Raw genomic sequence first — 22,715 nt, 5'->3', positions numbered from 1 at the left:
TCAGTCGCTCGGCTCCAGGGTGAAGGCCTCGGCCGGCCAGCGCCGGGTCTGCCACCAGTAGGCCAGGGTGCTGGCCGGCCACAGGGTGGTGTTGCGGCCACGGGCGTCGAGGTACCAGCTGCGGCAACCGCTGCTCCACACCGAGTTGGCCATGCGCTCCTGCAGCTGCGCGTTGAATGCCTGTTGCGCCGCGGCGCGCACCTCGATGCTGCGCAGGCCATCGTCGCGCAGGCGCTGGATGGCCTGCAGGATAAAGCCCAGCTGGGCTTCGATCATGAAGATCATCGAGCTGTGGCCGAGGCCGGTGTTGGGGCCGGTGAGCATGAAGAAGTTGGGGAAGCCGGCGCAGGCGATGCCCAGGTAGGCTTCGCCGCCATCGCGCCAGGCCTCGCGCAGGCTAAGGCCCTGGCGCCCGACGATATCGACATCATGCAGGTACTCGGTGGCGCGGAAGCCGGTGGCGAAGATCAGCGCGTCCACCTGGTGGCGCTCGCCATCGCTGGTGTCGATATGGTCCGCGCCGATCTGGGCGATGGCGCTGCGCACCAGGCGCACATTGGCGCGCTGCAGGGCCGGGTAGTAGTCGTTGGAGATGAGGATGCGCTTGCAGCCGATGCGGTAGTCCGGCGTCAGCGCCTGGCGCAGTTCGGGGTCGTGGACCTGGCGGCGCAGGTGGTGCAGGGCCATGCGTTCGGCGGGTTTGAGCAGCCAGTCGCGGCGGCGGGCGAAGCCGGGCACCCGCGACTCGTTGATCCAGTAAATCAGTGCGCGATACAGCCACTGCAGCGGGCGCAGGCGCAGCAGGCGTTTCTCACCGGTGCTGAAGGCCCGGTCGGCCTTGGGCAGTATCCATGGCGGGGTACGCTGGAACAGCAACAGCTGGCGGGCCTGCTCGGCGAGTGGTGGCACGAACTGGATGGCGCTGGCACCCGTGCCGATCACTGCCACCCGCTTGCCAGCCAGATCCTGCGTGTGGTCCCACTGCGCGGAGTGAAAGCGCACGTCGCGGAAATCGGCCAGGCCCGGCAGTGCGGGAATCGCCGGCTCGCTGAGCGCGCCGACGGCGCTGATCAGCACCCGCGTGCGCAGCAGTTCGCCGCTCGCCAGCTGCACGCGCCAGTGACCGCCGGCCTCGTCATAGCGTGCCGCCGTCATGGTCGCGTTGCAGCGGATATGCGGCGCCAGGCCGTAGCGGCGCACGCAGTGGTGCAGGTAGTCGAGAATTTCCGCCTGCCCGGAATACTTGCGCGACCAGTCGGCGCGCGGCTCGAAGGAGAAGGAGTAAAGGTGCGATTCGACATCGCAAGCGGCGCCCGGGTAATGGTTGTCGCGCCAGGTGCCGCCGATCTCGCCGGCCCGTTCCAGGATCAGGAAGTCCTCGATACCGGCCTGGCGCAGGCGAATGCCCATGCCGATGCCGGAGAAGCCGGCACCGATCACCAGCACCGCCAGCATGGTCGATTCGCCCTGCATCAACGGGTCATCTTCTTCACGAATACCACCACGAACAGGGCCATGGTGAAGCTGCCGGCGAAGGCCTCGAAGGCGGCGATCGGCCGCGCCAGGCCGTGGGGCGTGATGTCGCCATAGCCCAGGGTGGTGAAGGTCACCACGCTGTAATAGATGCAGTCGAGCAGGTCGCGCAGGTTGGCCGCCAGGCCACGCTCCAGGGCCAGGCCCAGGGGCAGGTCGCCGTGGCGCACGCCCACCAGGAAGTACAGCAGGCCGCAGGCGAAGATCAGGCCGAGGGAGAACAGCACCACGTTGAGCGGCTTCTCGCCGTAGCCGGAGAACAGGTCGACCAGCCAGGAGAGCAGGCGCCGGCTCGACAACCGCGGCATCTGCAGGCGACGCATGACCATCTCGCGGTGGAAGAACTGCCCGGCCTGCTCGAACAGGCCGGCCTTCTCCAGACGCAGGCGCAGGTTGCGATAGGTCTCCTCGGCCTCCTCGAAATCCTGCCGCGCGCCTTCCGCGTGGCCTTCCCGCTGGCGCTCGCGGCCGCGACGTTCCTGGATCAGCTGGCGATCCCACAGCACGTTGTCCAGCCGCGCGCCCTCCAGGCGCACGCCCAGCAGGTTGCAGTCGCGCAGGTCGGCGCAGTGCAGGTTGGCGCCGCGCAGGTCGGCCTTCATCAGCGAGGCACCGCGCAGGTTCAGGGCGAACAGATGAGCGTTCTGCAGATCTGCGCGGTACAGGTCGGCCTCACGCAGGTCATAGCCCTCGCGACTGCCGTGATGCACCAGGTCGATGCCGGCGAGACTGGCGTACTTGAGGCGGAAACCACGCATGGACTCGCCACTGCGCGCCCGCGCCTCCAGCGCCGCGCCCAGCCCCTCGGCCAGGCGCCGGTCCTGGTCGGGGGCCAGCCAGTTGATCTCGCTGGGCGCGTCATCGTTCATGGGCAGAACTCGCAGAGGGATAGCGCAAGCCTAGCCTGCGCATCCTGCTCTAGCCCTTCAGGTTCCTTTCCACCCAGGCGGCGTAGGCGTCGATGAACTTCTGCAGGAAGCCCTTGATGCCGTCGTTCGGCTTGCCGTTGTCGTCGAAGAAGCTGCCGGCGCCGCCCAGGTAGGCCTCGGGTTGCTGCAGCACGGGGACGTCGAGGAACACCAGGCACTGGCGCAGGTGGTGGTTGGCGCCGAAGCCGCCGACCGCGCCTGGCGAGGCGCTGAGCACGGCGCCGGGTTTGCCGCCGAAGGCGCTCTGGCCGTAGGGGCGCGAGCCGACGTCGATGGCGTTCTTCATCGGCGCCGGGATCGAGCGGTTGTATTCCGGAGTGACGAACAGCAGCGCGTCGGCCGCTTTCACCTGGTCGCGGAAGGCCGTGTAGGCGGCCGGTGGCGGGGTGACGTCGATGTCCTCGCTGTACAGCGGCAGCTCGCCGATCTCGACGATCTGCAGTTGCAGCGAGGGCGGTGCCAGTTCGGCCAGCGCCAGTGCCAGCTTGCGGTTGATCGAGGCCTTGCGCAGGCTGCCGACGATGACCGCGACCTTGTAAACCTTGCTCATGGTGACTCCTGGGGTACGAGTGGGTGAACGGGCTGGAGACTTGAGCAGGAAACTATAGTGCGCCGCGCCGATTACGCCGCCGCTCTGGCGCGCGGCTTGGCCGGGCTGCGACATTCCGCCGGCTTGCTCGTGAAGGCGTTCGCGCAGAAATTGATCAGCGGCGGCGAAACCGCCGGCACGCCAAGTGGGTCATAGCCTGCAGGCGTGTCATCAACCGGCGGCACGCTGGCCGAACAAGAACAATCCCCGATGCCCGTCACTGCCTTGTTGCGTCCGCGCATACCGCGCCGGCCATGATTCGTGAGGAATTGGTTATGGATAGGTTCGACCTCTTCGACCCGCGTTATCAGCTCGAAGCCGAAGACTTCGCCGCTGCATCGAACTCGGCCGCCGCGCCGCGCTCCCTGCACCAGGGCATCCACCAGGCCCTGCATGCGCTCGACGCCCTCGCCGAGCGCCTGCGCCAGCGCGAGCACGCAGGACGGTCGCCACGCCACTGAGCCCTAGCCGACGAAGCTCGCCAGCAGGTCTTCGTTGAGGGCCTGCTGTGCCTCGCTGGGCTGGCGCCCGCGATGGCGGGTGAGGCGGAACTGCACGCTGAAGCCGACTTCGTTCGGCAGCAGTTCGCGCAGCTGCCCGCTGGCGACCCAGGGCGCCGCCACGTGCTGCGGCAGGTAGCCGATATGCGCGCCGGAGAGGATGAACGCCAGGCTGCCTTCGACCTGCTCGCAGCGGGCGCTGCTGCTACCGGCTTGCCAGGGCTCGTCGGCGGCGATGAAGCGATAGGGGTGCAGCACCCGGTCGCAGGCGTCGAGGTCGGCGCGGCTGACCTTGGCCTGAGCGAACAGTGGATGGCCCTGGGCGCAATACAGTGACTGCTGCTCCTCGAACAGCGGCTGGTAGTCCAGTGCGCTCTGGGTGCCGGAGAAATAGCCGATGGCCAGGTGCAGCTGTCCCTGCAGCAGGCGCCGTTCCAGCTCGGCCGGGGTGGCGCTGATCAGCTCGATCTGCACCGCCTGGTTACGCCGACGAAAGCGCCCGATGGCCGCGGCGACGCGTTGCAGCATGCTGGCGTCGAGCGACTCGGAGAGGCCGATGGCCAGCTCGCCGAGCAGCTTGTCGGCCATGCCCTGGGCCTCGCCCTTGAAGGTCTCGATGGCGCCGAACAGCTTGCGCGTGGCAGCCAGCACCTGCTCGCCCTTGGGCGTCAGGCGAAAGCCGGCCTTGCCGCGCTCGCACAGGCGAAAGCCCAGGCGCGTCTCCAGCTTGGCCATCTGCGTGCTGATGGTCGACTGGCCGATGCCCAGCTCGCCCTGGGCGGCGCTGAAGCCGCCGTTCTCCACCACGCTGACGAACAGGCGTAGCAGTTGCAGATCAAGGTCGCGCAGCTGGCTGAGCATGGAGGCTCCATACATTGATAGATTGCGATGCCAGAGTAGATCACTTCGTATTTATCGGAAGCAAACGGCGGCGCAGGATGGCGTCACTCCAGAGCCCCCAACAGAGGGGCGCGGGCTATCGAATCTGCCGAGGAATCCGCTCATGCGCCTTGTCGCCAGCTTGCTTGTGTTCGCCTTCGCCCTGCCGCTGCAGGCCGAGGAAAAAGTCCTCAACCTCTACAACTGGGCCGACTACGTGCCGGTGCAGGCGCTGCAGCGCTTCCAGGCCGAGACCGGGATCAAGGTCAAGTACGACACCTTCGACAGTACCGAAGTCCTGGAGAGCAAGCTGCTCACCGGCGGCAGCGGCTATGACGTGGTGGTGCCATCTTCCAGCGTGCTGGCCCGCACCATCGGTGCCAAGGCGCTGCAGCCGGTGGGCGAGCTGGCCGGCAAGGGCAACCTCGATCCCGAGCTGCTGGCCAAGCTGGCCGGAGTCGACCCTGGCAACGCCTATGGCGTGCCCTACACCTGGGGCACCATCGGCCTGGGCATCAACAAGGAGGCGGTAGAGCAGCGCCTGCCCGGCGTAGCGCTGGACAGCCTCGACCTGCTGTTCAAGCCCGAGTACGCCAGCAAGCTCAAGGACTGCGGCATCAGTGTGCTCGACTCGCCGCAGGAGGTCATCGCCGTGGTGCTCAACTACCTGGGCAAGGACCCGTACAGCACCGCCGAGGCCGACCGCGAGGCGGCCAAGGCCCTGCTGGCCAGACTGCAACCGAACCTGCGCTACGTTGGCCAGAGCCGGCAGATCGACGACCTGGCCAAGGGCGAAACCTGCCTGGCGCTGACCTACACTGGCGACGCCGGCATGGCCACCGCCCGCGCACTCGAGGCCAAACAGCCTTTCTCGGTGGTCTACCGGATTCCCAAGGAAGGCACGCTGATCTGGTTCGACACCCTGGCCATCCCGGTGGACGCGCCGCACCCCGAGGCCGCCCGCGCCTTCATCGACTTCATGCTCAAGCCCGAAGCCATCGCCGAGCTGACCAACTCGTTGTACTTCGCCAATGCCAACCGCGCCGCCACGCCGCTGCTGGACGAGGCGGTGAGCGGCGATCCGGACATCTACCCGGCAGCGGACATGCGCGCCAAGTTGTTCGCCGAACAGAGCTTGCCGCTGCGCGAGATGCGCCAGCGCACCCGCCTGTGGACGGCGTTCCGCACCCAGTACTGAGTTTGACTCGAATCGCGTAGGAGCGAGCTCTGCTCGCGAAGGTTCTGTATAGGCGCTTTCGCGAGCAGAGCTCGCTCCTACGGTAAATCCCAGCCTTTACCTAGCGAGACCCACCCATGGACCAAGCCTTCGACAACGACCAGGCGATGACCCGCGACAGCCTGTACGGCACCGCGGCCGAGCCGACCTACGCTGGCATCACCAGCTTTATGCGCCGCCGCTATACCCGCGACCTGCGTGGGGTGGACCTGGTGGTCAGCGGCGTGCCGTTCGACACCGCCACCACCAACCGCCCAGGCAGCCGCTTCGGCCCGCGGGCGATCCGCGCCGCGTCGATCCAGTCGGCCTGGGCGCGGCACTTCCCCTGGGAGTTCGACCCCTTCGACTTGCTGGCCTGCATCGACTACGGCGACTGCTACTTCGACCACGGCACGCCGCAGGACACCCCGGCGGCCATCGAAGCCCACGCCGACAAGATCCTCGACGCCGGCTGCGCCATGCTCACCCTGGGCGGCGACCACTTCATCAGCTACCCGCTGCTCAAGGCCCACGCCAAGAAGCACGGCACCCTGTCGCTGATCCACTTCGACGCGCACAGCGACACCTGGCCGGACGAGGAGGGCGCGCGCATCGACCACGGCACCATGTTCTACCACGCCGCCAAGGACGGCCTGGTCGACCCGGCGCGCTCGGTGCAGGTCGGCCTGCGCACCACCAATGACGACGTAATGGGCTTCCAGGTGCTGGATGCGCGGCAGGTCAACCGCAGCACGCCGGAGCAGATCGCCGAGCTGATCCGCGCCCGCGTCGGCGACAACCCGGTGTACCTGACCTTCGACATCGACTGCCTCGACCCGGCCTTCGCTCCTGGCACCGGCACCCCGGTGTGCGGCGGGCTGTCCAGCCACCAGGCCCTGGAAATCTTGCGTGGCCTGCGCGGCATCAACCTGGTCGGCATGGATGTGGTGGAGGTGGCGCCGCCCTACGACAACTCGGAAATCACCGCGCTGGCCGGTGCGACCCTGGCGATGGAAATGGTCTGCCTGTATGCCTATCGGCACAGGTTGGGCTAGGCGTCCTGCTCCAGGATGATCCGCCGCAGCTCGGCTGCACCCGGCGACAGGCTGTGGCCGGCGCGGCTGACCAGGCCGTAGGCGGAGCGCTGGCCGAGCTTGAAGGCCAGCGGCAGCACGGCCAGTCGGCCGTCGGCCAGGTCCTGGGCGATCACGTCCCAGGGCGCCATGCTCAGTACCAGGCTGCTGGACACCAGTTCCTTGAGCACCATGAAGTTGTCGCACTGGATGGTCAGCGGGTTATCGCCCGCGCCGAGACCGCGCAGTGCGGCGATGACCTCATCGGGCAGCTGGGTGCCGGCCAGCGGATAGTCCAGCAGGTCGGCCAGCTCCAGCGCCCCGCGTTGCAGCAGCGGATGCCGGGGCTGGCAGAACAGCACGCCGGGGTGCGTGTGCAGCGGCTCGATCTGCAGCTGCGGGTCGCCAGCGAGCTCGCGGATATCGGCGACGAACAGCTCGACCTGCTCGTCGAGCAGGCGCGTGCGCAGTTGCTGCCAGTTTTCGATCAGCAGTTGCAGGCGCACCCGCGGGAAGCGTTCAGCGAATTGGCCCATGGCCTGCGGCAGCAGCCGGGCGGCGGGGTAGGGGCCGGCGCCCAGGCGCAGTTCGCCGCTCTCCAGATTGCCCAGCTGGCGCACTGCATTGTCCAGCGCGCGGCTACCGGCGAGCAGGCGACGGGCGTGCTCCAGCACCAGCAGGCCGTGGGCGGTGAGGCCGATGCCGCGGCTGTGGCGGTCGACCAGGCGGCAGCCCAGGCCGCTCTCCAGGGCCTGGATGCTGCGGCTCAGCGCCGGTTGGCTGAGGTGCACGGCTTCGGCGGCGCGGGCGAAGTGGCCATGCTCGGCGAGGGCGACGAAGTGGCGCAGCTGGCGTAGATCATTCATGCGGATAGCGCATCGGGTTGTGGAAAAGAATGCATTGGAATTATGACCTGTGCTGGGCCAGTCTGCAGCCATTCCAACAAACACAACGAGCCCTGCCCCATGAGACTGTCCTGCCGTTTCGGTGGCCTGCTGCTGGCCGCCAGTCTGCCTTTCTCCGCCGTTGCCGCCCTGCCCGAGGAGCGCATCGAGCCGAGCATCCACCCCGAACTCAAGGCGCATACCGCGCACTTCACCCAGAAGCTGTACAAGGTGGCCGACAACGTCTGGTCGGCGGTCGGTTGGCAGCTCGGCAACGTGGTGGCCATCGATGCGCCCGAGGGGCTGATCATCGTCGACACCGGCGAGTCGGTGAGCGAGTCGCGCAAGATCATGGACGAGCTGCGCAAGGTCAGCGCCAAGCCGGTCAAGGCGGTGGTCTACACCCACTTCCACCCGGACCATATCAACGGCGTGCAGGCCTTCGTCAGCCCCGAGCAGGTGGCCAGCGGCGAGGTGCAGATCTACGCGCACGAGACCCTGCTGGCCAACGTGGTGGCCCAGGGCGCGCAGGTCGGGCCGGTTCTCGGCGTGCGTTCGGCCTACACCTTCGGCACTTTCCTCAAGCCGGCCGACAACAAGGACATGAACGGTGGCATCGGCCCGATCGCCAAGGCCGATCCGTCGACCTTCATCGCCCCCACCGTCACCTTCAAGGAGCGCCTGGATACCACCATCGCCGGCCTGCCGGTGCAGTTCTTCCACGCGCCCAGCGAGGCGCCGGATGAGATAGTGCTGTACCTGCCGAACAACAAGGTGCTGATCAGCGCCGAGGTCGACCAGGGGCCCACCCTGCCGAACATCCACACCCTGCGCGGCACCAAGTTCCGCGACCCGGTGCTGTGGGTGGCCAGCCTGGATCTGCTGCGCTCGCTCAAGGCCGAGTACATGGTGCCGCTGCACGGCCGCCCGGTGACCGGCGCAGAGAAAGTGGAGGAGGTGCTGCGCATGACCCGCGACGGTATCGCCTACATCCACGACCAGACCGTGCGCTGGATGAACAAGGGCCTGACCCCGGACGAGCTGGTGGAGAAGGTCAAGCTGCCGCCGCACCTGGCCAGCTACACCCCCTACCTGCGCGAGTATTACGGCACCGTCAAGCACAGCGTGCGGCAGATCTACAACGGCTACCTGGGCTGGTTCCAGGGCGACCCGGTGGACCTCGACCCGATCCCGCCGCGTGAAAAAGCGCAGCGCCTGATCGCCCTGATGGGTGGCCGCGACAAGCTGCTGCTGGAGGCGGGCAAGGCCTACCTCGCCGGCGACTACCAGTGGGCCGCGGAGCTTTCCGGCTACGCCATCCGCGTCGACCGGGAGGATGAGCTGGCGCGCGATATCAAGGCGCGCAGCTTCCGCAAGCTGGGTTACGCCAGCATGAACATCAACTGGCGCAACTGGTACCTGACCAGCGCCATGGAGTTGGAGGGACAGTTCGACGGCGAGGATGTGCGCGATCAGGCCCTGGTGCTGCGCGGCGTATTCCTCTCGCCGCAGATGGTGAAGAACTTCACCCCGCAGGCCTTCCTCGGCAACTGGGTGACCCGCATCGACCCGGACAAATCGGCCGATCTGCAGATGACCCTCGGCTTCGAGTTCCCCGACGTCGGCGAGCAGTGGGCGCTGGAAGTGCGCCGCGGTGTGGCCCAGCTGCATCGCGGCATCCCCGAGGGCACTGTGCTCAAGCTGACGATGGACAAGAGCTTCATGGATACCCTGTTGACCGGCGAGGGCGGGCTGGTCAAGGGCGTGCTGCTGGGCGACGTCAAGGTCGACGGCAACCTGCTGGATATCAAGACCTTCCTCGGGTGCTTCGACTTCGGCGAAGAGCCCTTCGGTCTGACCATTCGCTGAAGGCAAGGAGGCAGTAATGCGGCGTCGTGCTCTGCTCAAGCTGGCAGGGGCGACCGGCGCCGCCTGGCCGAAAGCCTTGGCGGGGTGACTAAGCGCTCCGTGCGCGGTGAGCGCGGCCACCTCTACGACTACGGCGTGGTCGTGTATATCGACCTGGAATTCACCTAGCCGGTGCTGCGCGACCATGACCAGGTCACGCCTGGGCGATCATCCAGGAGTCGTTGGCGTAGATGCAGCTCGGCCCATCGCTAGGGATCGGCCTGCTGCACGGTCGCCTGCAGCGCCAGGCTCAGCCTGGCAATGGTGCTGCTGTTCGGCGTACTGCACGTGCGCGGTCTTAGCGAATCAGCTGGAACCGCGCTGCGCTTGTTCGGGTCTGTGCTGGTACGGCGCTTTCGCCATCATGGACCCCAAGGAGTAGCCCATGGACCTCATCCGTATTCTCATCGCCATCCTGCTGCCGCCGCTGGGCGTATTCCTCCAGGTCGGCTTCGGCGGTGCCTTCTGGCTGAACATCCTGCTCACCCTGCTCGGCTACATCCCGGGCATCGTGCACGCGGTGTACATCATCGCCAAACGCTGAAGGGCAGAAACGAAAAAGCCGCGCAATTGCGCGGCTTTTCATTTGGTGGGCCCACACGGACTCGAACCGTGGACCAAAGGATTATGAGTTGCCTAGAAACGCTGCAAGCCCAGTGAAATCGGGCGTAGCTTAGCGCAGGTACAGTTAGCTGAAAGTACTGTCGTAGAGCGGGTTAGGCGTAATTTAGCGAAGTCTGTAAAAGCTGGGCACTGTACCGCCAGTGTACTGCTGCATGGTGCTTCCTACCTGTTCGGCGTGTGTGCGTCGGCAGCAAAAGTGAACACGCTACCGTGATCGAAGGCGTGGACCGGTGGGGTTGATAATTTAGGATAAAGCTAACCTCTCACCGAGTCCTCTCTTTCCAGAAGAGAGCTAGCTGATAGAGGCCATAAGCTGGTAATCCAAGAGCGATGCCCCAGATGACGCTTTGAAGAAATAATAGCCAAGACACCGAATACCAGAGCAGCATGCCCGTTGCAAAAGCCAGTGCTGCTGCCACTAGGGTACTTACCGTTCCGAGTAGACGATGCTGATGAGCATAGCGGTCATCAAGTTGGCGGTAGTTATCCTTGAACTGCTCAGCAACAGTTTTATGCTTGCCTTGTATCAGATCCCATTGCTGGTCAATCTCAAGTTTGATAGCTCGGAGGGTATGGCGCTGGTTATTGATCAATAGGTTCATGAGTAACGCAAATACCATTGCGCCACTCCAAATAAGCAAGTTCTTGATTGACCATGCCCCCGCATTTTCCATCTGTCCACCAATAAGGATCAATGCGGCAGGAACAGCAAGAAGCTGGTTCTGGATGTCTGAAAATACCTTGTTCAGCTTGGTGGTGAACTCGAGCTTCTCCTTCTCGACTTCAGCTTTCACCTTTTGGAAAGAAAACTCTGAAACATAGAGCTGATAACTGCTCTCAACGTGTTCCACAAGCTCAGAGAATCGCTCTAGTATGTCGGATAGAGATACTTTGGATTGCCCTGAGAAGATGTTGAAGAGCGCAGTTCGGAGAATAGTCGCTTTCTGTTGTTTGTGAGTTGAGCTGAGGAAATACTGTTGCTCGAATTCTTCCAGTTTAGGTAAGTCCCTTAAATTATCTTCATTATACTCAGCTGTGACTTCCAATTTTTGATTGTGTAGGAAAACCAGCGTCACCATCCCGGCCAGTCGTCTCTCGTCATCAGCTACCTGTGTAAGTGCACGGAATAGACGGCAGGCTTGGAGGTACTGAGAAATCTCTCTCGGTATATCGTCCGCGCCCAGTGAGTAGCGATAGTCGAGATCTTCCACATAGAAATTACTTGGCGGTTCCACGCGCCTGGCAGGCGCACGCAACAGCATTTCCATCGACAGGTAGTAATGCGGCGGGAACGAGAATTCTAGCTTTCTGGATGCGGGATCATCGCTGGGGCCGCGTAAGTCGCAGTGCTCAATAGCGTCTAGGACTTGCTGGAAGTCCATGTGTGTAGGCAGCACCCCTTCAGAGTTGCCATCCTCATTGATGCGGCTCTGCTGCATCTCACGGCGCAGCAGAATAGCCAGATCAAGGGGGTCACTGGGTAGGTTCATTGCCTTTTGCCTGGCTGATTTTCGCGATTAAAGTAGCGGGGGGCTCGTCAATGACAAGCTGCTGAGTGTCGGCATCATAGTCGACCCTCCCATCAAGCACATCCTGGACATCGAAGGCGACTGAGACATTGCCAAATTTCTCGGTTATGCGCTTGAAGCGCGAGAAAGTCCTGCGGTGAGGCTCGAAGGTCTCGCTTACGGGCATGTCCTTCTCTTTCACAAACGCTATGAAGGACTCAGGCTCTTGATCGTTTATATGTCCTGATAGGGCGACCATATTGACGGCTTCGCTACTGCGGCTCTTCTCATCAAAATAGTCATAGGTTTTCTGCCGCGCAGAGCGCCGTTGTTCAGGTGTCCAACCCTTCTCTGCACAGTATGCGTCCACAGCTTTTAGCGCTTGGTCTGTATTGCTCCTGGAGTCGGTGTACTCAGTACAGCCCAACGCCAAGCGGAAATAGCGAGTAACTTCATCCTGTCGACCGCTACGTTTGATGAATGATAGATATGGTTGTTCGTTGGCCTGCCACTTGGCTAAATCGATGCGGGCCGCCTCGTGGAGGTGATTAATGTCGAATGCCAGGGACTCATTTAGCTCAAGGCTTTCCGGATCAATGCCTGTGCCCGTCTTAAGTTTGAGCATTACAATCAAAAGCCAGTCGCGCCCTTGATTTTCGTAGCGTAGAAAGCATGCGTATCCACCGGTCGCTGAGTTCGAGTCGCCCATGCGGGTAGCAATGGCGCGACAGGTGATTTTAGATAGTTCAACAACATCAAGTTGTTGTGCGCGATACTGCTCCAGATGATGCGGAAACCTATAAGTCTCACGGTCTTGGTCGAAACAGCCATAGTTGTTGGTGAGTCGGCTATATACTAATAGTAGTTCCTCCCCAAGCTTCGTCATCCGCTCATCCAATGGGGAGGGGGTGTCTCGAAACTTCTCGGTGACTATGCTGGAGCCCGAGAACTTGCTTAACCCCTGGATAACCGCTTCGCTGATTTCCATGTGCCTTCTTCCTGTAGTCGTGATGGACTTGTTAAGATCAGCCATTGAGAGTGTGTTGATTTGGGTTTGGCTGGCAGAGTAGGAACAGATTTATTTATCTGCTCTGTTAGGATTGAGGTTAGTGCTACGTGCTAAAGGCTCTGCATGGTTCGGCACTTGGGAAAAGCTGAGCAGCCCCAGAACTGTTGTCCCGCTTTCGGGCCTGATTTCACAGTACGGATCAGCAGCGCGCTGCCGCATTTCGGGCATTGCCGCTCGGCTGTCGGATCACTTCGGCGCTTGAGATTTTGCACGTGCTCGCGGTGGGTGGCGAGGGTCGGCGCGCGGCGGCCGGTTTGCAGGGCATGCAGCATGGCGTGGACTTCAGCCTCGCTGAATACCGGCTGCTGGTATGACTTGATATAGCGGACAAAGCCGATGCCTTGGGTCACGTTGGCCGGCACTTCGGTTTTGAAGGTGCTGCCGCCGACGAAGGTGATGACCGATTGCAGGTGCTCGGGGCTGACGCCAAGGGTGGCTTCCAGGGCTTTGAGGTGCTTGTAGTTCTGCCGTAGCGGGTTCTGGAACTTGAAGGTGCTTTTGTAGAGCTTCTGCGTCCACTGCGCCTGCTTCTCGCTGCCGAAGATCCAGCCGCTCATGTTCTTCGTTTCCAACACGAAGATGCCGTAGGGCGAGAGGACTACGTGGTCGATCTGCGTGGTACCGTCAGGCGTGTCGAGAGTGACGTTGTGCAGGCGGCGGTAGGTCTTCTTGTCCAGCTGCCAATGGGCAAACAGCCGCACCAGGAGTTCGCCAATATGACCCTTGGCCCAGGGCGACTTGAGCAGGCCGATCAGCAGCAACAGCGGGATAAACCAGCCGAGCGTGCCCCAGACCTGCGCGATGATCGGGGTAAAGTCCATTTCCTGTCCTAGTAATCCGGAATTAACCGGATAGTACCGAAACCTGGCGTAATGGCACTACACCATTACGGTGCGCTGCTGCTGTGGGTTAGCCGTGAGTGTTTGCCGAGTGCTGTATCTGGTAGCGCGTGCTGCGCCCGCCGCCCGGTAAGCGGACAAGGCAGCCCTTCTCGACAAGATCACTCAGATGGCGCGTGGCGGTGGCTTTCGAGACCTTGGCCACGGCTTGGTATTGCGCGGCGCTAATGCCGTTCTCGAAACCTTTCTCGCCGCCATCGAGCAAGCGGTTAAGCACTTTGATCTGCTCGGCAGACAGGGCTTGGCTGCGGTGAGCCTGCCAGAAGCGTGCTTTGACCAGCACGCGGTCGATACGAGCAAGGGCCTGCTCCAAGCTCTTGAGCAGGGTTGCGAGGAACCATTGCAGCCAGGCGGTGATATCCAGCGTGCCCTTCTGGCTCGCTTCCAGGATGCGGTAATAGCCGGCGCGGTCGTCGAGAATGCTCGCCGACATGGCGTAGAAGCGGATGGCCTGCTGTTCGCCCTGCGCCAGTGCCAGGTCGGTGATGGCGCGCGTAAGGCGGCCGTTGCCGTCATCAAAGGGGTGGAGGGTAACGAACCAGAAGTGCGCAATACCGGCCCGTAGAAACGGGTCGAGACTGGCATCGCTACGGCTGCTCTCGAACCAGGCGAGGAAGTCGCCCAGTTGTGCTTCCAGCCCGGCGCGGGGTGGAGCCTCGAAATGCACGGTAGGGCGGTCGAGTCTGCCGGAAACTACCTGCATGGGCTCCTCGCCGCGCAGCATACCGATGCGTGGCGGGCGGGCCAGCAGGTGGTTATCGCTGGGAAAAAGCCAGCCATGCCAGGTGAACAGCCGCTGCAGATCAAGCGGCTGCTGATAGGCGCGAGTGGCATCAAGCAGTAGCTCCGCTAGGCCTTCGGATCGAGAGGTAGTGCGCCCTTCATCGTTCAGCCCCAGGCGCCGTGCCAGTGATGAACGCACCGAGCCTACATTCAGCTGCTCGCCCTCAATGGCTGATGAGGTGACGATGTTCTGCAGCATGGCATCCAGGCTGCTCTGTGCTTCGGTGTCACTGCCCACGGCACCGAGCATCCCGAGCAAGCGACCCTGAGCCTGGCTGCATGCGCGCAGCAGAGGGGCAAGCGCATCGGCTTGCCAACTGAAGTGCGGCCAATTGGGTTGCTGCCAAATCCAGAGCGGGTCATTCATGTGGGCTGCTCGCCTGTGAGCCGATTAGCGAGCTTATTCGGCTCATGTGATGAGCCGATAGTGCCGGCTATTCGGCTCACTGTCTAATCCACAGGCCTAGGTTTGCCTAGCTGAGGAGCGCGTCTGGTCTGGCTGAGCGGGCCTACTCCTGTCTAGATGGCTCTGAGGGCGGGTTCGATTGTGAAAGCGGGGGAGGAGCCTATGCGGACGGTCGCGCTCTATTCGGTAACTTCGAGCTGATAGGTAATCTCTGCATACTGTCCCACGCACTGCGTGCCGAAGGTGCTGGCGTAAAGCAGCACCTCATAGGTTCCTGCCTGCTCGGGCACTCCACGAATAAAGCCATGCTTTTCGCGCTCGGTGTGAATGATGCTCAGCCCCTTTGGGAGAGGTCTTTCAGGATCATCGAGAATCCGCCCAACCGGGGTGCTTGCATTGATCACATCTATCCGCACGTCATATGGCGAACCTACTTTCGCTGCGGGCAGCTCCTTCGGCATGAATTCAGGCTCGGGTCGCATTGCGCAACCCACCAGCACATTGCCCAGCATTGCTGTCTCGCAACTGGCCAGCAATAAGGTCAAGCCGATGATTGGGAACGTTCGGAGGTTCATTTACCTTTGTCCTTGGCTGGGTGTGTCTAGGGGATACGGCTGAAGACCTTGCCTCCGAAAACATCGCTGAGCAGTTGCCGCACAGTAAAACCGCGTGTCACCTGGTGCCCGACGTTTCCCCACGAAAACAAGCGCGAGTCGGTGATCTGCTCATTGGTGGGAGTTGTTACTGTGATAGCGCCGCTACTGGCTATGGGCAGGTCTTCCCAGACGATCCAATGGTTTTTACCCGCCCCTATACCGCCTTCCACCATCGACGCGCTAACAAGGGATACCACATGGTGTTGTGGTCCCAAGTAAGTGAGCAGTTCCAGGAATCGCGACAGACTGGTACTGCTGAACTGAATATCGCTGAAAATCTCGCTGGCACCCGCGCGCGCAAACCAAGACTCGATAGTCCATGGAGGCGTGATGCCAGGGACCTTATCGTCAGGTGAGTCGTATTCCATCAGGTTGTTTTCGCTGTCGCGCAGGCTAGCCAGAGATATCCAGTCGATGGCTAATACCCGGTCTCCCTCTCTGCGATAGCTCAAGTTCTTGGGGTTTCGGCAGCCATAGCTTGGCTTGATGTACAGCGAGCCAATGGTGGTTTCCCCCGTTTCCCAGAGCGCGGTTATTGCTTGGGTGTAGAGGTCGGGTCTATCCATCAGCAGTGCATAGAAGAATGCCGCAGGCCCGCAAAGGCTGGTATCCGACTGGTGCGGATAGATGGGTACGAACATCGAGCTTGGCATGTTCTGCCCGTGGGCTCTTGCCACGCGGACTCTCAACTGCTCAATGATCTTGCTCTTCTCGAACGGGTCGTTTGCTGTCCCCATCGGATGTTCGGGGTCGTTGAAGACGCGGTCACTAGCGATTGAGCACTCGAAGTCGTCCAGGATCTTCTCGGCGGCGGCAACTCGATCAACCGTCGGCCCAGTCTGGGTCATGGGGGAGATGGGTTGTGCCGGTTGCTTGGCTGGTGGCTGGCCCGTTGGTATTGCCGCAGCCGCAACTGGGGTGACGGCTGCAGCCAGCGCTGATGGGCTTGGTGCTGTGAAGGGGGCGGTTACTGGGCTGTCGCCGATGATCACGCTGCCTGAGCCGCCGATGATTACGCTCCCATGGCCACCCGTACTTCCAAGTGTCGCGGCCGGCAGGCCGTTGATTATTACTGTGCTCGCTACAGCGCCCTCTATCGGGCTGCCACAGGCTGATGTATCGCTCATCCGTGCAGCCGGCAGGCTATCGAAGAAGACGTTTGGGGAGCCTGTTGCGATGGGGTTTGTGCCATGACCAGGCACAGGGCAAGAGGTGGGGTCAGTTTGGCGAGCCGCCGGTTTTCCGCTCATGGTGAATCTCCCTTGATGACGCAAGGGCCGATCCTACGCGTGTTGCGTGCCTAGCTGCTGCTGCCTTTGCCGAACTGAGCGAAGTATCACTGTTCGCCTGAAGGTCAGAGGTCGCACTGTACCGATTTGTACCGTTGGACCATGGGGCTGACCCAGATGCTGTTGCCGCAAAAGCGCAAAGCCCCGCATTGCGGGGCTTTCAGTTTGGTGGGCCCACACGGACTCGAACCGTGGACCAAAGGATTATGAGTCCTCTGCTCTAACCGACTGAGCTATAGGCCCTCAGAAGGAGCGGCGGATTATACCGGCGCCTTTTCCGCGCTGCCAATCGGCAATGGGCCGAGGAAATTGGCGGCGAAGGACGCGGCGGAAAGCGGGCGGCTGATCACGTAGCCCTGGATCTGTTCGCAGCCCTCGCTGGCGAGGAAGATCTCCTGGGCCTTGGTTTCCACGCCCTCGGCGATCACCGTCATCTGCAGGCTGCGGCCCAGGGCGATGATGGCGCGGGTGATGGCGGCGTCGTCCGGGTCGCCGGGCAGGCCGCGAACGAAGGACTTGTCGATCTTCAGGATATCCAGCGGCAGGCGCTTGAGGTAGCTGAGCGAGGAGTAGCCGGTGCCGAAGTCGTCGATGGCCAGCTGCAAGCCGAGTTTCTTCAGTTCATGCAGGATCAGCAGCGCTTCCTCGGCCTGGGTCATGATGAAGCTCTCGGTGATCTCCAGTTGCAGGCTGGCGGCCGCTAGGCCGAAGTCGCTGAGGGTGCCGGCGATGCGCTCGACCAGTTGCGTCTGGCGTAATTGACTTCCGGACAGGTTGACCGACAGCGGGCCGAAGGGCGCGTGACTGTCCTGCCATTCGCGCATCTGCCGGCAGGCCTCCTGCAGCACCCAATCGCCGAGCTGCAGGATCATGCCGTTGTCTTCGGCCAGCGGGATGAAACGATCCGGCGGAATCTCGCCGAACACCGGGTGGTTCCAGCGGATCAGCGCCTCGGCGCCGACCAGTTGCCCGCTGTGCAGGCACAGCTTGGGCTGGTAGTGCAGGGTCAGTTCGTTGCGCTCGATGGCGCGGCGCAGCTCCAGCTCCAGGGTCATGCGCTCGGTGGCCTGGAAGGTCAGGTTGCGGGTGTAGAACTCGATGCGGTTGCGGCCCTTGGCCTTGGAGCTGTACATGGCTGCGTCGGCGTTCTTCACCAGGGTGGCGACGTCGTTGCCGTCCTCGGGGAAGAGGCTGATACCGATGCTGGAGCTGATGAAGAATTCGTGGCCGTCGGCCTGGAAGGGCGCGTTGAAGCAGGTCAGCAGCTTGGTCGCCACCCGCTCGGCGTCGCGGGGCTGATGCAGGCCGGGCAGCAGCACGATGAACTCGTCGCCGCCCAGGCGCGCTACCGTGTCGACATCGCGCAACTGCTCGCGCAGGCGCTGGGCGATGCTCTTGAGCAGCAGGTCGCCGACCGGGTGGCCGAGGCTGTCGTTGATGTGCTTGAAGCGGTCCAGGTCGAGGAACAGCACGGCGCCGCGGCTGTGGTCGGTGCGTGCTTCGTTCAGCGCGTTGTCCAGGCGGCTCTCGAACAGCATGCGGTTAGGCAGGCCGGTGAGCGGGTCGTGGTGGGCCTGGTAGTCCAGGCGGGCCTGGGCATGCTTGAGCGAGCTGATGTCGGCGAACACGCCGACGAAGTGGGTGATCAGCCCGCTCTGGTCGCGCACCGCGCTGATGGTCAGCCATTCCGGATACAGCTCGCCGTTCTTGCGCCGGTTCCAGATCTCGCCCTGCCAGTGGCCTTCGGCGGCCAGTTGGTGCCACATGGCGGCGTAGAAGGCGCTGTCGTGCTTGCCCGACGCCAGCAGGCGCGGGCTCTGGCCCAAGGCCTCGGCCTCGCTGTAGCCGGTGATGGTGGTGAAGGCGCGATTGACGGCGGTGATGCGCTGATCGAGGTCGGTGATCATCACGCCCTCTGCCGTGCTCTCGAACACGGTGGCGGCCTGGTGCAGGCGCTCCTGCATTTGCTCGCGCTCGGTGATGTCGCGGGCGATGGTTAGCATGCACGGCTCGCCCTCGATCATGATCGGCTGCACGGCCAGGTCGCCCAGGCGGCGCTGACCGCTGCTGGTGTTGATCCACGCGCGGAAATCGTTGATCGAGCCGTTGGCGCGGATCTGCTCGATCATGCTGTCGCGGTCCTGCGGGTCGGCCCACAGGCCGATTTCCAGGGTGGTGTGGCCGATCGCCTGGTGGCTGTCGTGGCCGGTGATGCGGAAGAATCCGTCGTTGGCCTCGACGATCATGCCGTCACATACGCGGGTGATCAGCAGGCCGTCCGGGGAGGCATGGAAGGCCTTGGCGAATTTCTCTTCGGATAGGCGCAGCTGCTGCTGGGTGCGTTTTACTTCGGTGATGTCGCGTACCGCTATCACCAGGGCCGGCTGGCCGTCCATCTCGATGTGCTGGGCGGAGATCAGGCCGGTGAACTGCTCGCCGCTGCGTCGGCGGAAGGGCATTTCGATATTGTTCAGGACCTTCTGCTGCAGGCGGTCGAGCAACATCGGGCCGATGCTTGGCATGCCCCAGATTTCCAGTTCGGTGGCGGTCTTGCCGATGGCTTCCTGGGCGCTGATGCCCAGTTGTTGTTCGAAGGTGCGGTTGACCGTCAGCAGCACGCCATCCAGGCGCCGCGCGATGACCAGGATGTCCGGGCAGTTGTGGAACACCAGCTCGAATTTTTCTTCCGACAGGCGCTGAGCCTCCTCGACTCGCTTGGCCGCGCTGATATCGATCATCAGGCCGCGCATTAGCGTGCCGTCGCTGCTGGGGATCAGGGTGACTATGTCGCGAATCCACACGGTGCTGCCGTCGGCCGCCAGCATCCGGTAGTCCAGGCTATGATCGCGGCCCGCCTGGCTTTCCGACAGGCAGTACTGCTGGGCTCGGGCGGCATCGTCCGGATGCAGGGCGCGTTGCCAGAAGCCGGGTTCCAGCCAGTCCGATAGGGGATGGCCGAGCAGCTTCTCGGCATGCGGCGAGACATAGGTGAAGCGCAGATCTTCCATGCGCATCTGCCAGGCCACCGCGTTGAGGCTCTCGACCAGGCCGCGGTAATGCTGCTCGCTGTCGCGCAAGCGTTCTTCCAGCTCCTTGCGCCCGCGCATTTCCTGGCGCAGGCGCTGGTTGATGCGCAGCACCATGGCCAGCACCAGCAGGGCCAGCAGCAGCGCCGGCACGCCGTACAGCAGCAGGGTGCGCTGCCAGGCGTCGCGCTCGTCCAGCACGCCGCCGACCCACGGCTCTTGCAGGGCGGCGATTTCTTCTGGCGTTAGTTCGGCGAAGACCTTGTCGAGCATGCCAATCAGGGGGCTGTGGCCGTGGGGCGCGGCCATGGCCAACTGGTAGCGATAGGGCGTTTCACCGCTCACCAGCAGGCCTTCCAGCTTGAGCTGGCGAAGGCTCCAGACGCTCGAGGCGAGGTCGCCGATCATCGCGTCGGCCTGGCCGGTGGCCAGCGCCTGCAGGGCGGCATTGACGCTGGGCAGTGGCAGCAGGTTGAGGTCGGGATGACGGCTGCGCAGCAGCTCGTGGGGCGCATAGTCCTGCACCACGGCGATCTTCAGGCCGTACAGCTGCTCGAGCCGGCGGGGTTGCGGCCCGCTGCTGTGGGCCAGGATGACGATGGGGAAGTCGAGGTAGGGGCGGGTGAAGACCAGATCGCGCTGGCGTTCGGGGGTGGACATGATGCCGGGCAGCAGGTCCAGTTCACCGTTCCTGGCGCCGGCCAGCACTTCGCTCCAGCTGCGCGGCTCCACCGGCAGCACGCGCACCTTCAGGCGCTTCTCGATCAGCTCGACATAACTGGCACTGAGGCCGCTGTAACGGCCCTGTTCGTCGCGGAATTCGAAGGGGGGCCAGGAGGCGTCGATGCCCAGACGCAGCTGCGGATGCTCGGCCAGCCAGGCCTGTTCCTCCGGGCTGAGGGTCAGAGCGATCGCCGGGGCCGCCCAGAACGCCAGACACGACAGGAGAATGGCCAGCGGACGCGACATGCGGGCGGTTCCGGAAACGCTGCAGATGGTTCCAGTGTAGCTGGGCGTGTCTGCCGGCATAAACAAAAAACCCGGCATTCGCCGGGGTTTTTGTCATCACTCGTCGAGGAACGAGCGCAGGTGTTCGCTGCGGGTCGGGTGGCGCAGCTTGCGCAGCGCCTTGGCCTCGATCTGGCGGATGCGCTCGCGGGTGACATCGAACTGCTTGCCCACTTCCTCGAGGGTGTGGTCGGTGTTCATGTCGATGCCGAAGCGCATGCGCAGAACCTTGGCTTCGCGGGCGGTGAGCCCGGCCAGGACTTCGCGGGTGGCTTCCTTGAGGCTTTCCACGGTTGCCACCTCGATCGGCGACTGCATGGTGGAGTCCTCGATGAAGTCGCCCAGGTGCGAATCTTCGTCGTCGCCGATCGGCGTCTCCATGGAGATCGGCTCCTTGGCGATCTTCAGTACCTTGCGGATTTTGTCCTCGGGCATCTCCATGCGCTCGCCCAGCTCTTCCGGAGTCGGCTCGCGGCCCATCTCCTGGAGCATCTGCCGGGAGATGCGGTTGAGCTTGTTGATCGTCTCGATCATGTGCACCGGAATACGGATGGTGCGCGCCTGGTCGGCGATCGAGCGGGTGATCGCCTGGCGGATCCACCAGGTGGCGTAGGTCGAGAACTTGTAGCCGCGGCGGTATTCGAACTTGTCCACTGCCTTCATCAGGCCGATGTTGCCTTCCTGGATCAGGTCGAGGAACTGCAGGCCACGGTTGGTGTACTTCTTGGCGATGGAGATCACCAGGCGCAGGTTGGCCTCGACCATCTCTTTCTTCGCGCGGCGAGCTTTCGCTTCACCGATGGACAGGCGGCGGTTGATGTCCTTGATCTCGGCGATCACCAGGCCGGCGTCGGCCTCGATGGCGGACATCTTTTCCTGGCAGCGCTGGATGTCGGCCAGCAGGTTGCCGATGGCTTCGGCGTACTTGGCCTTGCCCTTGGCCAGGCCGGCGGCCCAGTCCTGGGAGACTTCGTTGCCGGGGAACAGCTTGAGGAAGTCGGCACGCGGCATGCGGGCGTCACGCACGCACAGCTGCATGATGGCGCGTTCCTGGGAACGAACCTGGTCCAGCGAACCACGTACGCGCTCGACCAGGGCGTCGAACTGCTTGGGCACCAGCTTGATCGGCATGAACAGCTCGGCGAGGAGCGCCTGCTCCTTCTCCGCCTGCTTGCTGCCACGGCCGTGCTTTTTCAGAACCTTGCGGGTCTTCTCCAGCTGCTCGGCAACGGCACCGAAACGACGGGCGGCTTCTTCCGGGTCCGGGCCACCATCGCCTTCGTCGTCGGAGTCGCTGTCGCCTTCTTCTTCCTCGTCCTCGTCGTCCTTGGCTTCGGCAGTGGCTTCCTTCAGCTCGGGCTCGACTTCCTCGGCCGGCAGGTTGCCGTCATCCGGGTCGATATAGCCGCTGAGCACGTCGGAGAGACGGCCGCCTTCAGTGGTGACGCGCTGGTACTCGGCGAGGATGCTGTCGACGGTACCCGGGAACAGGGAAATGGCGCCCATGACTTCACGGATGCCTTCCTCGATGCGCTTGGCGATTTCGATCTCGCCTTCACGGGTCAGCAGCTCCACGGTGCCCATTTCGCGCATGTACATGCGCACCGGGTCGGTGGTGCGGCCAATATCGGTCTCTACCGCAGCCAGAGCAGCAGCGGCTTCTTCAGCAGCGGCTTCGTCGGTGTCGGCTTCGGCCAACAACAGGGCATCTGCATCCGGAGCGGTTTCGAATACATTGATCCCCATGTCGTTGATCATGCGGATGATGTCTTCCACCTGTTCCGGATCGGAAATTTCCTCCGGCAGGTGGTCGTTGACGTCCGCGTAAGTCAGGTAACCCTGCTCACGACCACGGGCGATCAATTCTTTCAAACGAGATTGCTGTTGCGCTTTTCCGGACATAACACCCTATCCACTGAAGGTCTTGGCGGGCTGA

At 63.1% G+C, this 22,715-nt stretch carries 18 protein-coding genes, 1 tRNA gene and 1 pseudogene; 5 read left to right on the top strand and 15 right to left on the bottom strand.

From position 1 onward, the window contains the following. The 4 genes from N7607_RS05450 to N7607_RS05435 all read right to left on the bottom strand — a co-directional run bounded on the left by N7607_RS05450 (nucleotide 1) and on the right by N7607_RS05435 (nucleotide 3,293). Nucleotides 1–1,473 carry an NAD(P)/FAD-dependent oxidoreductase gene (locus N7607_RS05450; protein ID WP_279869364.1) on the bottom strand — a complete coding sequence of 491 codons (1,473 nt, stop codon included), beginning with the start codon at nucleotides 1,471–1,473 and terminating at the stop codon, nucleotides 1–3. Continuing rightward, the gene (locus N7607_RS05445; RefSeq protein ID WP_279869362.1) at nucleotides 1,473–2,402 is read right to left on the bottom strand and encodes an ion channel; all 930 of its coding nucleotides are present in this window, start codon (nucleotides 2,400–2,402) and stop codon (nucleotides 1,473–1,475) included. Before N7607_RS05445 ends, N7607_RS05450 begins: the two co-directional genes overlap by 1 nt. Nucleotides 2,403–2,451: 49 nt before the next feature. Further along, nucleotides 2,452–3,012: an NAD(P)H-dependent oxidoreductase gene (locus N7607_RS05440; RefSeq protein ID WP_279869361.1), complete on the bottom strand. Its 561-nt coding sequence runs from the start codon at nucleotides 3,010–3,012 to the stop codon at nucleotides 2,452–2,454. Between the two features lie 71 nt (nucleotides 3,013–3,083). Further along, nucleotides 3,084–3,293, bottom strand: a complete 210-nt coding sequence (locus N7607_RS05435; protein WP_279869360.1) for a hypothetical protein — start codon at nucleotides 3,291–3,293, stop codon at nucleotides 3,084–3,086. 33 nt (nucleotides 3,294–3,326) lie between these two features. Between N7607_RS05435 and N7607_RS05430 the strand changes: the two genes are divergently transcribed. Then, nucleotides 3,327–3,512: a hypothetical protein gene (locus tag N7607_RS05430; protein WP_279869359.1), complete on the top strand. Its 186-nt coding sequence runs from the start codon at nucleotides 3,327–3,329 to the stop codon at nucleotides 3,510–3,512. Between the two features lie 3 nt (nucleotides 3,513–3,515). On the opposite strand, the gene N7607_RS05425 is transcribed toward N7607_RS05430, so the two are convergent. Further along, nucleotides 3,516–4,412, bottom strand: coding sequence for a LysR family transcriptional regulator (locus N7607_RS05425; RefSeq protein WP_279869358.1), 897 nt, complete (start codon nucleotides 4,410–4,412; stop codon nucleotides 3,516–3,518). Nucleotides 4,413–4,554: 142 nt separating this feature from the next. Here N7607_RS05425 and N7607_RS05420 point away from each other — a divergent pair, with 142 nt between their 5' ends. Beyond that, the gene (locus tag N7607_RS05420) at nucleotides 4,555–5,628 is read left to right on the top strand and encodes a polyamine ABC transporter substrate-binding protein (protein WP_279869357.1); all 1,074 of its coding nucleotides are present in this window, start codon (nucleotides 4,555–4,557) and stop codon (nucleotides 5,626–5,628) included. 116 nt (nucleotides 5,629–5,744) lie between these two features. After that, the gene (speB, locus tag N7607_RS05415; protein ID WP_279869356.1) at nucleotides 5,745–6,701 is read left to right on the top strand and encodes an agmatinase; all 957 of its coding nucleotides are present in this window, start codon (nucleotides 5,745–5,747) and stop codon (nucleotides 6,699–6,701) included. Here speB and N7607_RS05410 read toward each other — a convergent pair. Further along, complete coding sequence (locus tag N7607_RS05410) at nucleotides 6,698–7,585, bottom strand: LysR family transcriptional regulator (protein WP_279869354.1); 888 nt, start codon at nucleotides 7,583–7,585, stop codon at nucleotides 6,698–6,700. The genes speB and N7607_RS05410 overlap by 4 nt on opposite strands. A gap of 99 nt (nucleotides 7,586–7,684) precedes the next feature. On the opposite strand from N7607_RS05410, the gene N7607_RS05405 reads away from it, so the two are divergent. Beyond that, nucleotides 7,685–9,472, top strand: coding sequence for an alkyl sulfatase dimerization domain-containing protein (locus N7607_RS05405; protein ID WP_279869352.1), 1,788 nt, complete (start codon nucleotides 7,685–7,687; stop codon nucleotides 9,470–9,472). 424 nt (nucleotides 9,473–9,896) lie between these two features. Next, nucleotides 9,897–10,055: a YqaE/Pmp3 family membrane protein gene (locus tag N7607_RS05400; protein WP_003084988.1), complete on the top strand. Its 159-nt coding sequence runs from the start codon at nucleotides 9,897–9,899 to the stop codon at nucleotides 10,053–10,055. A 343-nt stretch (nucleotides 10,056–10,398) separates the two neighbouring features. Here the strand turns inward: N7607_RS05400 and N7607_RS05395 are convergent, their stop codons facing one another. The 9 genes and pseudogenes from N7607_RS05395 to rpoD form a co-directional block, all read right to left on the bottom strand. Then, nucleotides 10,399–11,625 (bottom strand): hypothetical protein, encoded by a 1,227-nt coding sequence (locus N7607_RS05395; protein ID WP_279869351.1) that lies wholly within the window; start codon nucleotides 11,623–11,625, stop codon nucleotides 10,399–10,401. After that, a complete protein-coding gene (locus N7607_RS05390) occupies nucleotides 11,609–12,631 on the bottom strand; it encodes a nucleoid-associated protein (RefSeq protein ID WP_279869350.1) in 1,023 nt (340 codons plus the stop codon). The genes N7607_RS05395 and N7607_RS05390 overlap by 17 nt, the downstream gene beginning before the upstream one ends. Before the next feature lie 131 nt (nucleotides 12,632–12,762). Continuing rightward, nucleotides 12,763–13,533, bottom strand: a complete 771-nt coding sequence (locus N7607_RS05385; RefSeq protein ID WP_279869348.1) for an NERD domain-containing protein — start codon at nucleotides 13,531–13,533, stop codon at nucleotides 12,763–12,765. Nucleotides 13,534–13,621: 88 nt separating this feature from the next. Next, nucleotides 13,622–14,761, bottom strand: a complete 1,140-nt coding sequence (locus N7607_RS05380) for a Fic family protein (RefSeq protein ID WP_279869346.1) — start codon at nucleotides 14,759–14,761, stop codon at nucleotides 13,622–13,624. 218 nt (nucleotides 14,762–14,979) lie between these two features. After that, entirely contained in the window at nucleotides 14,980–15,375 is a 396-nt protein-coding gene (locus tag N7607_RS05375; RefSeq protein WP_279869344.1) for a hypothetical protein, read from the bottom strand. Nucleotides 15,376–16,409: 1,034 nt separating this feature from the next. Then, nucleotides 16,410–16,730 (bottom strand): annotated as a pseudogene (locus N7607_RS05370) (PAAR domain-containing protein); the annotation flags it as partial. Nucleotides 16,731–16,911: 181 nt separating this feature from the next. After that, nucleotides 16,912–16,988: transfer RNA gene (locus N7607_RS05365), tRNA-Ile, on the bottom strand. Nucleotides 16,989–17,005: 17 nt separating this feature from the next. Beyond that, nucleotides 17,006–20,740 (bottom strand): EAL domain-containing protein, encoded by a 3,735-nt coding sequence (locus N7607_RS05360; protein WP_279869343.1) that lies wholly within the window; start codon nucleotides 20,738–20,740, stop codon nucleotides 17,006–17,008. Between the two features lie 96 nt (nucleotides 20,741–20,836). Then, nucleotides 20,837–22,681 (bottom strand): RNA polymerase sigma factor RpoD, encoded by a 1,845-nt coding sequence (rpoD, locus tag N7607_RS05355; protein WP_192400023.1) that lies wholly within the window; start codon nucleotides 22,679–22,681, stop codon nucleotides 20,837–20,839. Between the last annotated feature and the right edge of the window lie 34 nt (nucleotides 22,682–22,715).

This window comes from Pseudomonas sp. GD04019 (genome assembly GCF_029837695.1).
Lineage (GTDB): Bacteria > Pseudomonadota > Gammaproteobacteria > Pseudomonadales > Pseudomonadaceae > Aquipseudomonas.
Note: the sequence above shows the minus strand (reverse complement) of the source record. Positions and strands in the feature narration are given on the sequence as shown.

Coding starts and splice junctions, on each gene's coding strand:
- N7607_RS05380 (WP_279869346.1), bottom strand. CDS start 14,761: ATGAATGACCCGCTCTGGATTTGGCAGCAACCCAATTGGCCGCACTTC.
- N7607_RS05425 (WP_279869358.1), bottom strand. CDS start 4,412: ATGCTCAGCCAGCTGCGCGACCTTGATCTGCAACTGCTACGCCTGTTC.
- N7607_RS05385 (WP_279869348.1), bottom strand. CDS start 13,533: ATGGACTTTACCCCGATCATCGCGCAGGTCTGGGGCACGCTCGGCTGG.
- N7607_RS05440 (WP_279869361.1), bottom strand. CDS start 3,012: ATGAGCAAGGTTTACAAGGTCGCGGTCATCGTCGGCAGCCTGCGCAAG.
- N7607_RS05410 (WP_279869354.1), bottom strand. CDS start 7,585: ATGAATGATCTACGCCAGCTGCGCCACTTCGTCGCCCTCGCCGAGCAT.
- N7607_RS05360 (WP_279869343.1), bottom strand. CDS start 20,740: ATGTCGCGTCCGCTGGCCATTCTCCTGTCGTGTCTGGCGTTCTGGGCG.
- N7607_RS05430 (WP_279869359.1), top strand. CDS start 3,327: ATGGATAGGTTCGACCTCTTCGACCCGCGTTATCAGCTCGAAGCCGAA.
- N7607_RS05435 (WP_279869360.1), bottom strand. CDS start 3,293: ATGCGCGGACGCAACAAGGCAGTGACGGGCATCGGGGATTGTTCTTGT.
- rpoD (WP_192400023.1), bottom strand. CDS start 22,681: ATGTCCGGAAAAGCGCAACAGCAATCTCGTTTGAAAGAATTGATCGCC.
- N7607_RS05445 (WP_279869362.1), bottom strand. CDS start 2,402: ATGAACGATGACGCGCCCAGCGAGATCAACTGGCTGGCCCCCGACCAG.
- N7607_RS05375 (WP_279869344.1), bottom strand. CDS start 15,375: ATGAACCTCCGAACGTTCCCAATCATCGGCTTGACCTTATTGCTGGCC.
- N7607_RS05395 (WP_279869351.1), bottom strand. CDS start 11,625: ATGAACCTACCCAGTGACCCCCTTGATCTGGCTATTCTGCTGCGCCGT.
- N7607_RS05420 (WP_279869357.1), top strand. CDS start 4,555: ATGCGCCTTGTCGCCAGCTTGCTTGTGTTCGCCTTCGCCCTGCCGCTG.
- N7607_RS05450 (WP_279869364.1), bottom strand. CDS start 1,473: ATGCAGGGCGAATCGACCATGCTGGCGGTGCTGGTGATCGGTGCCGGC.
- N7607_RS05390 (WP_279869350.1), bottom strand. CDS start 12,631: ATGGAAATCAGCGAAGCGGTTATCCAGGGGTTAAGCAAGTTCTCGGGC.
- N7607_RS05400 (WP_003084988.1), top strand. CDS start 9,897: ATGGACCTCATCCGTATTCTCATCGCCATCCTGCTGCCGCCGCTGGGC.
- speB (WP_279869356.1), top strand. CDS start 5,745: ATGGACCAAGCCTTCGACAACGACCAGGCGATGACCCGCGACAGCCTG.
- N7607_RS05405 (WP_279869352.1), top strand. CDS start 7,685: ATGAGACTGTCCTGCCGTTTCGGTGGCCTGCTGCTGGCCGCCAGTCTG.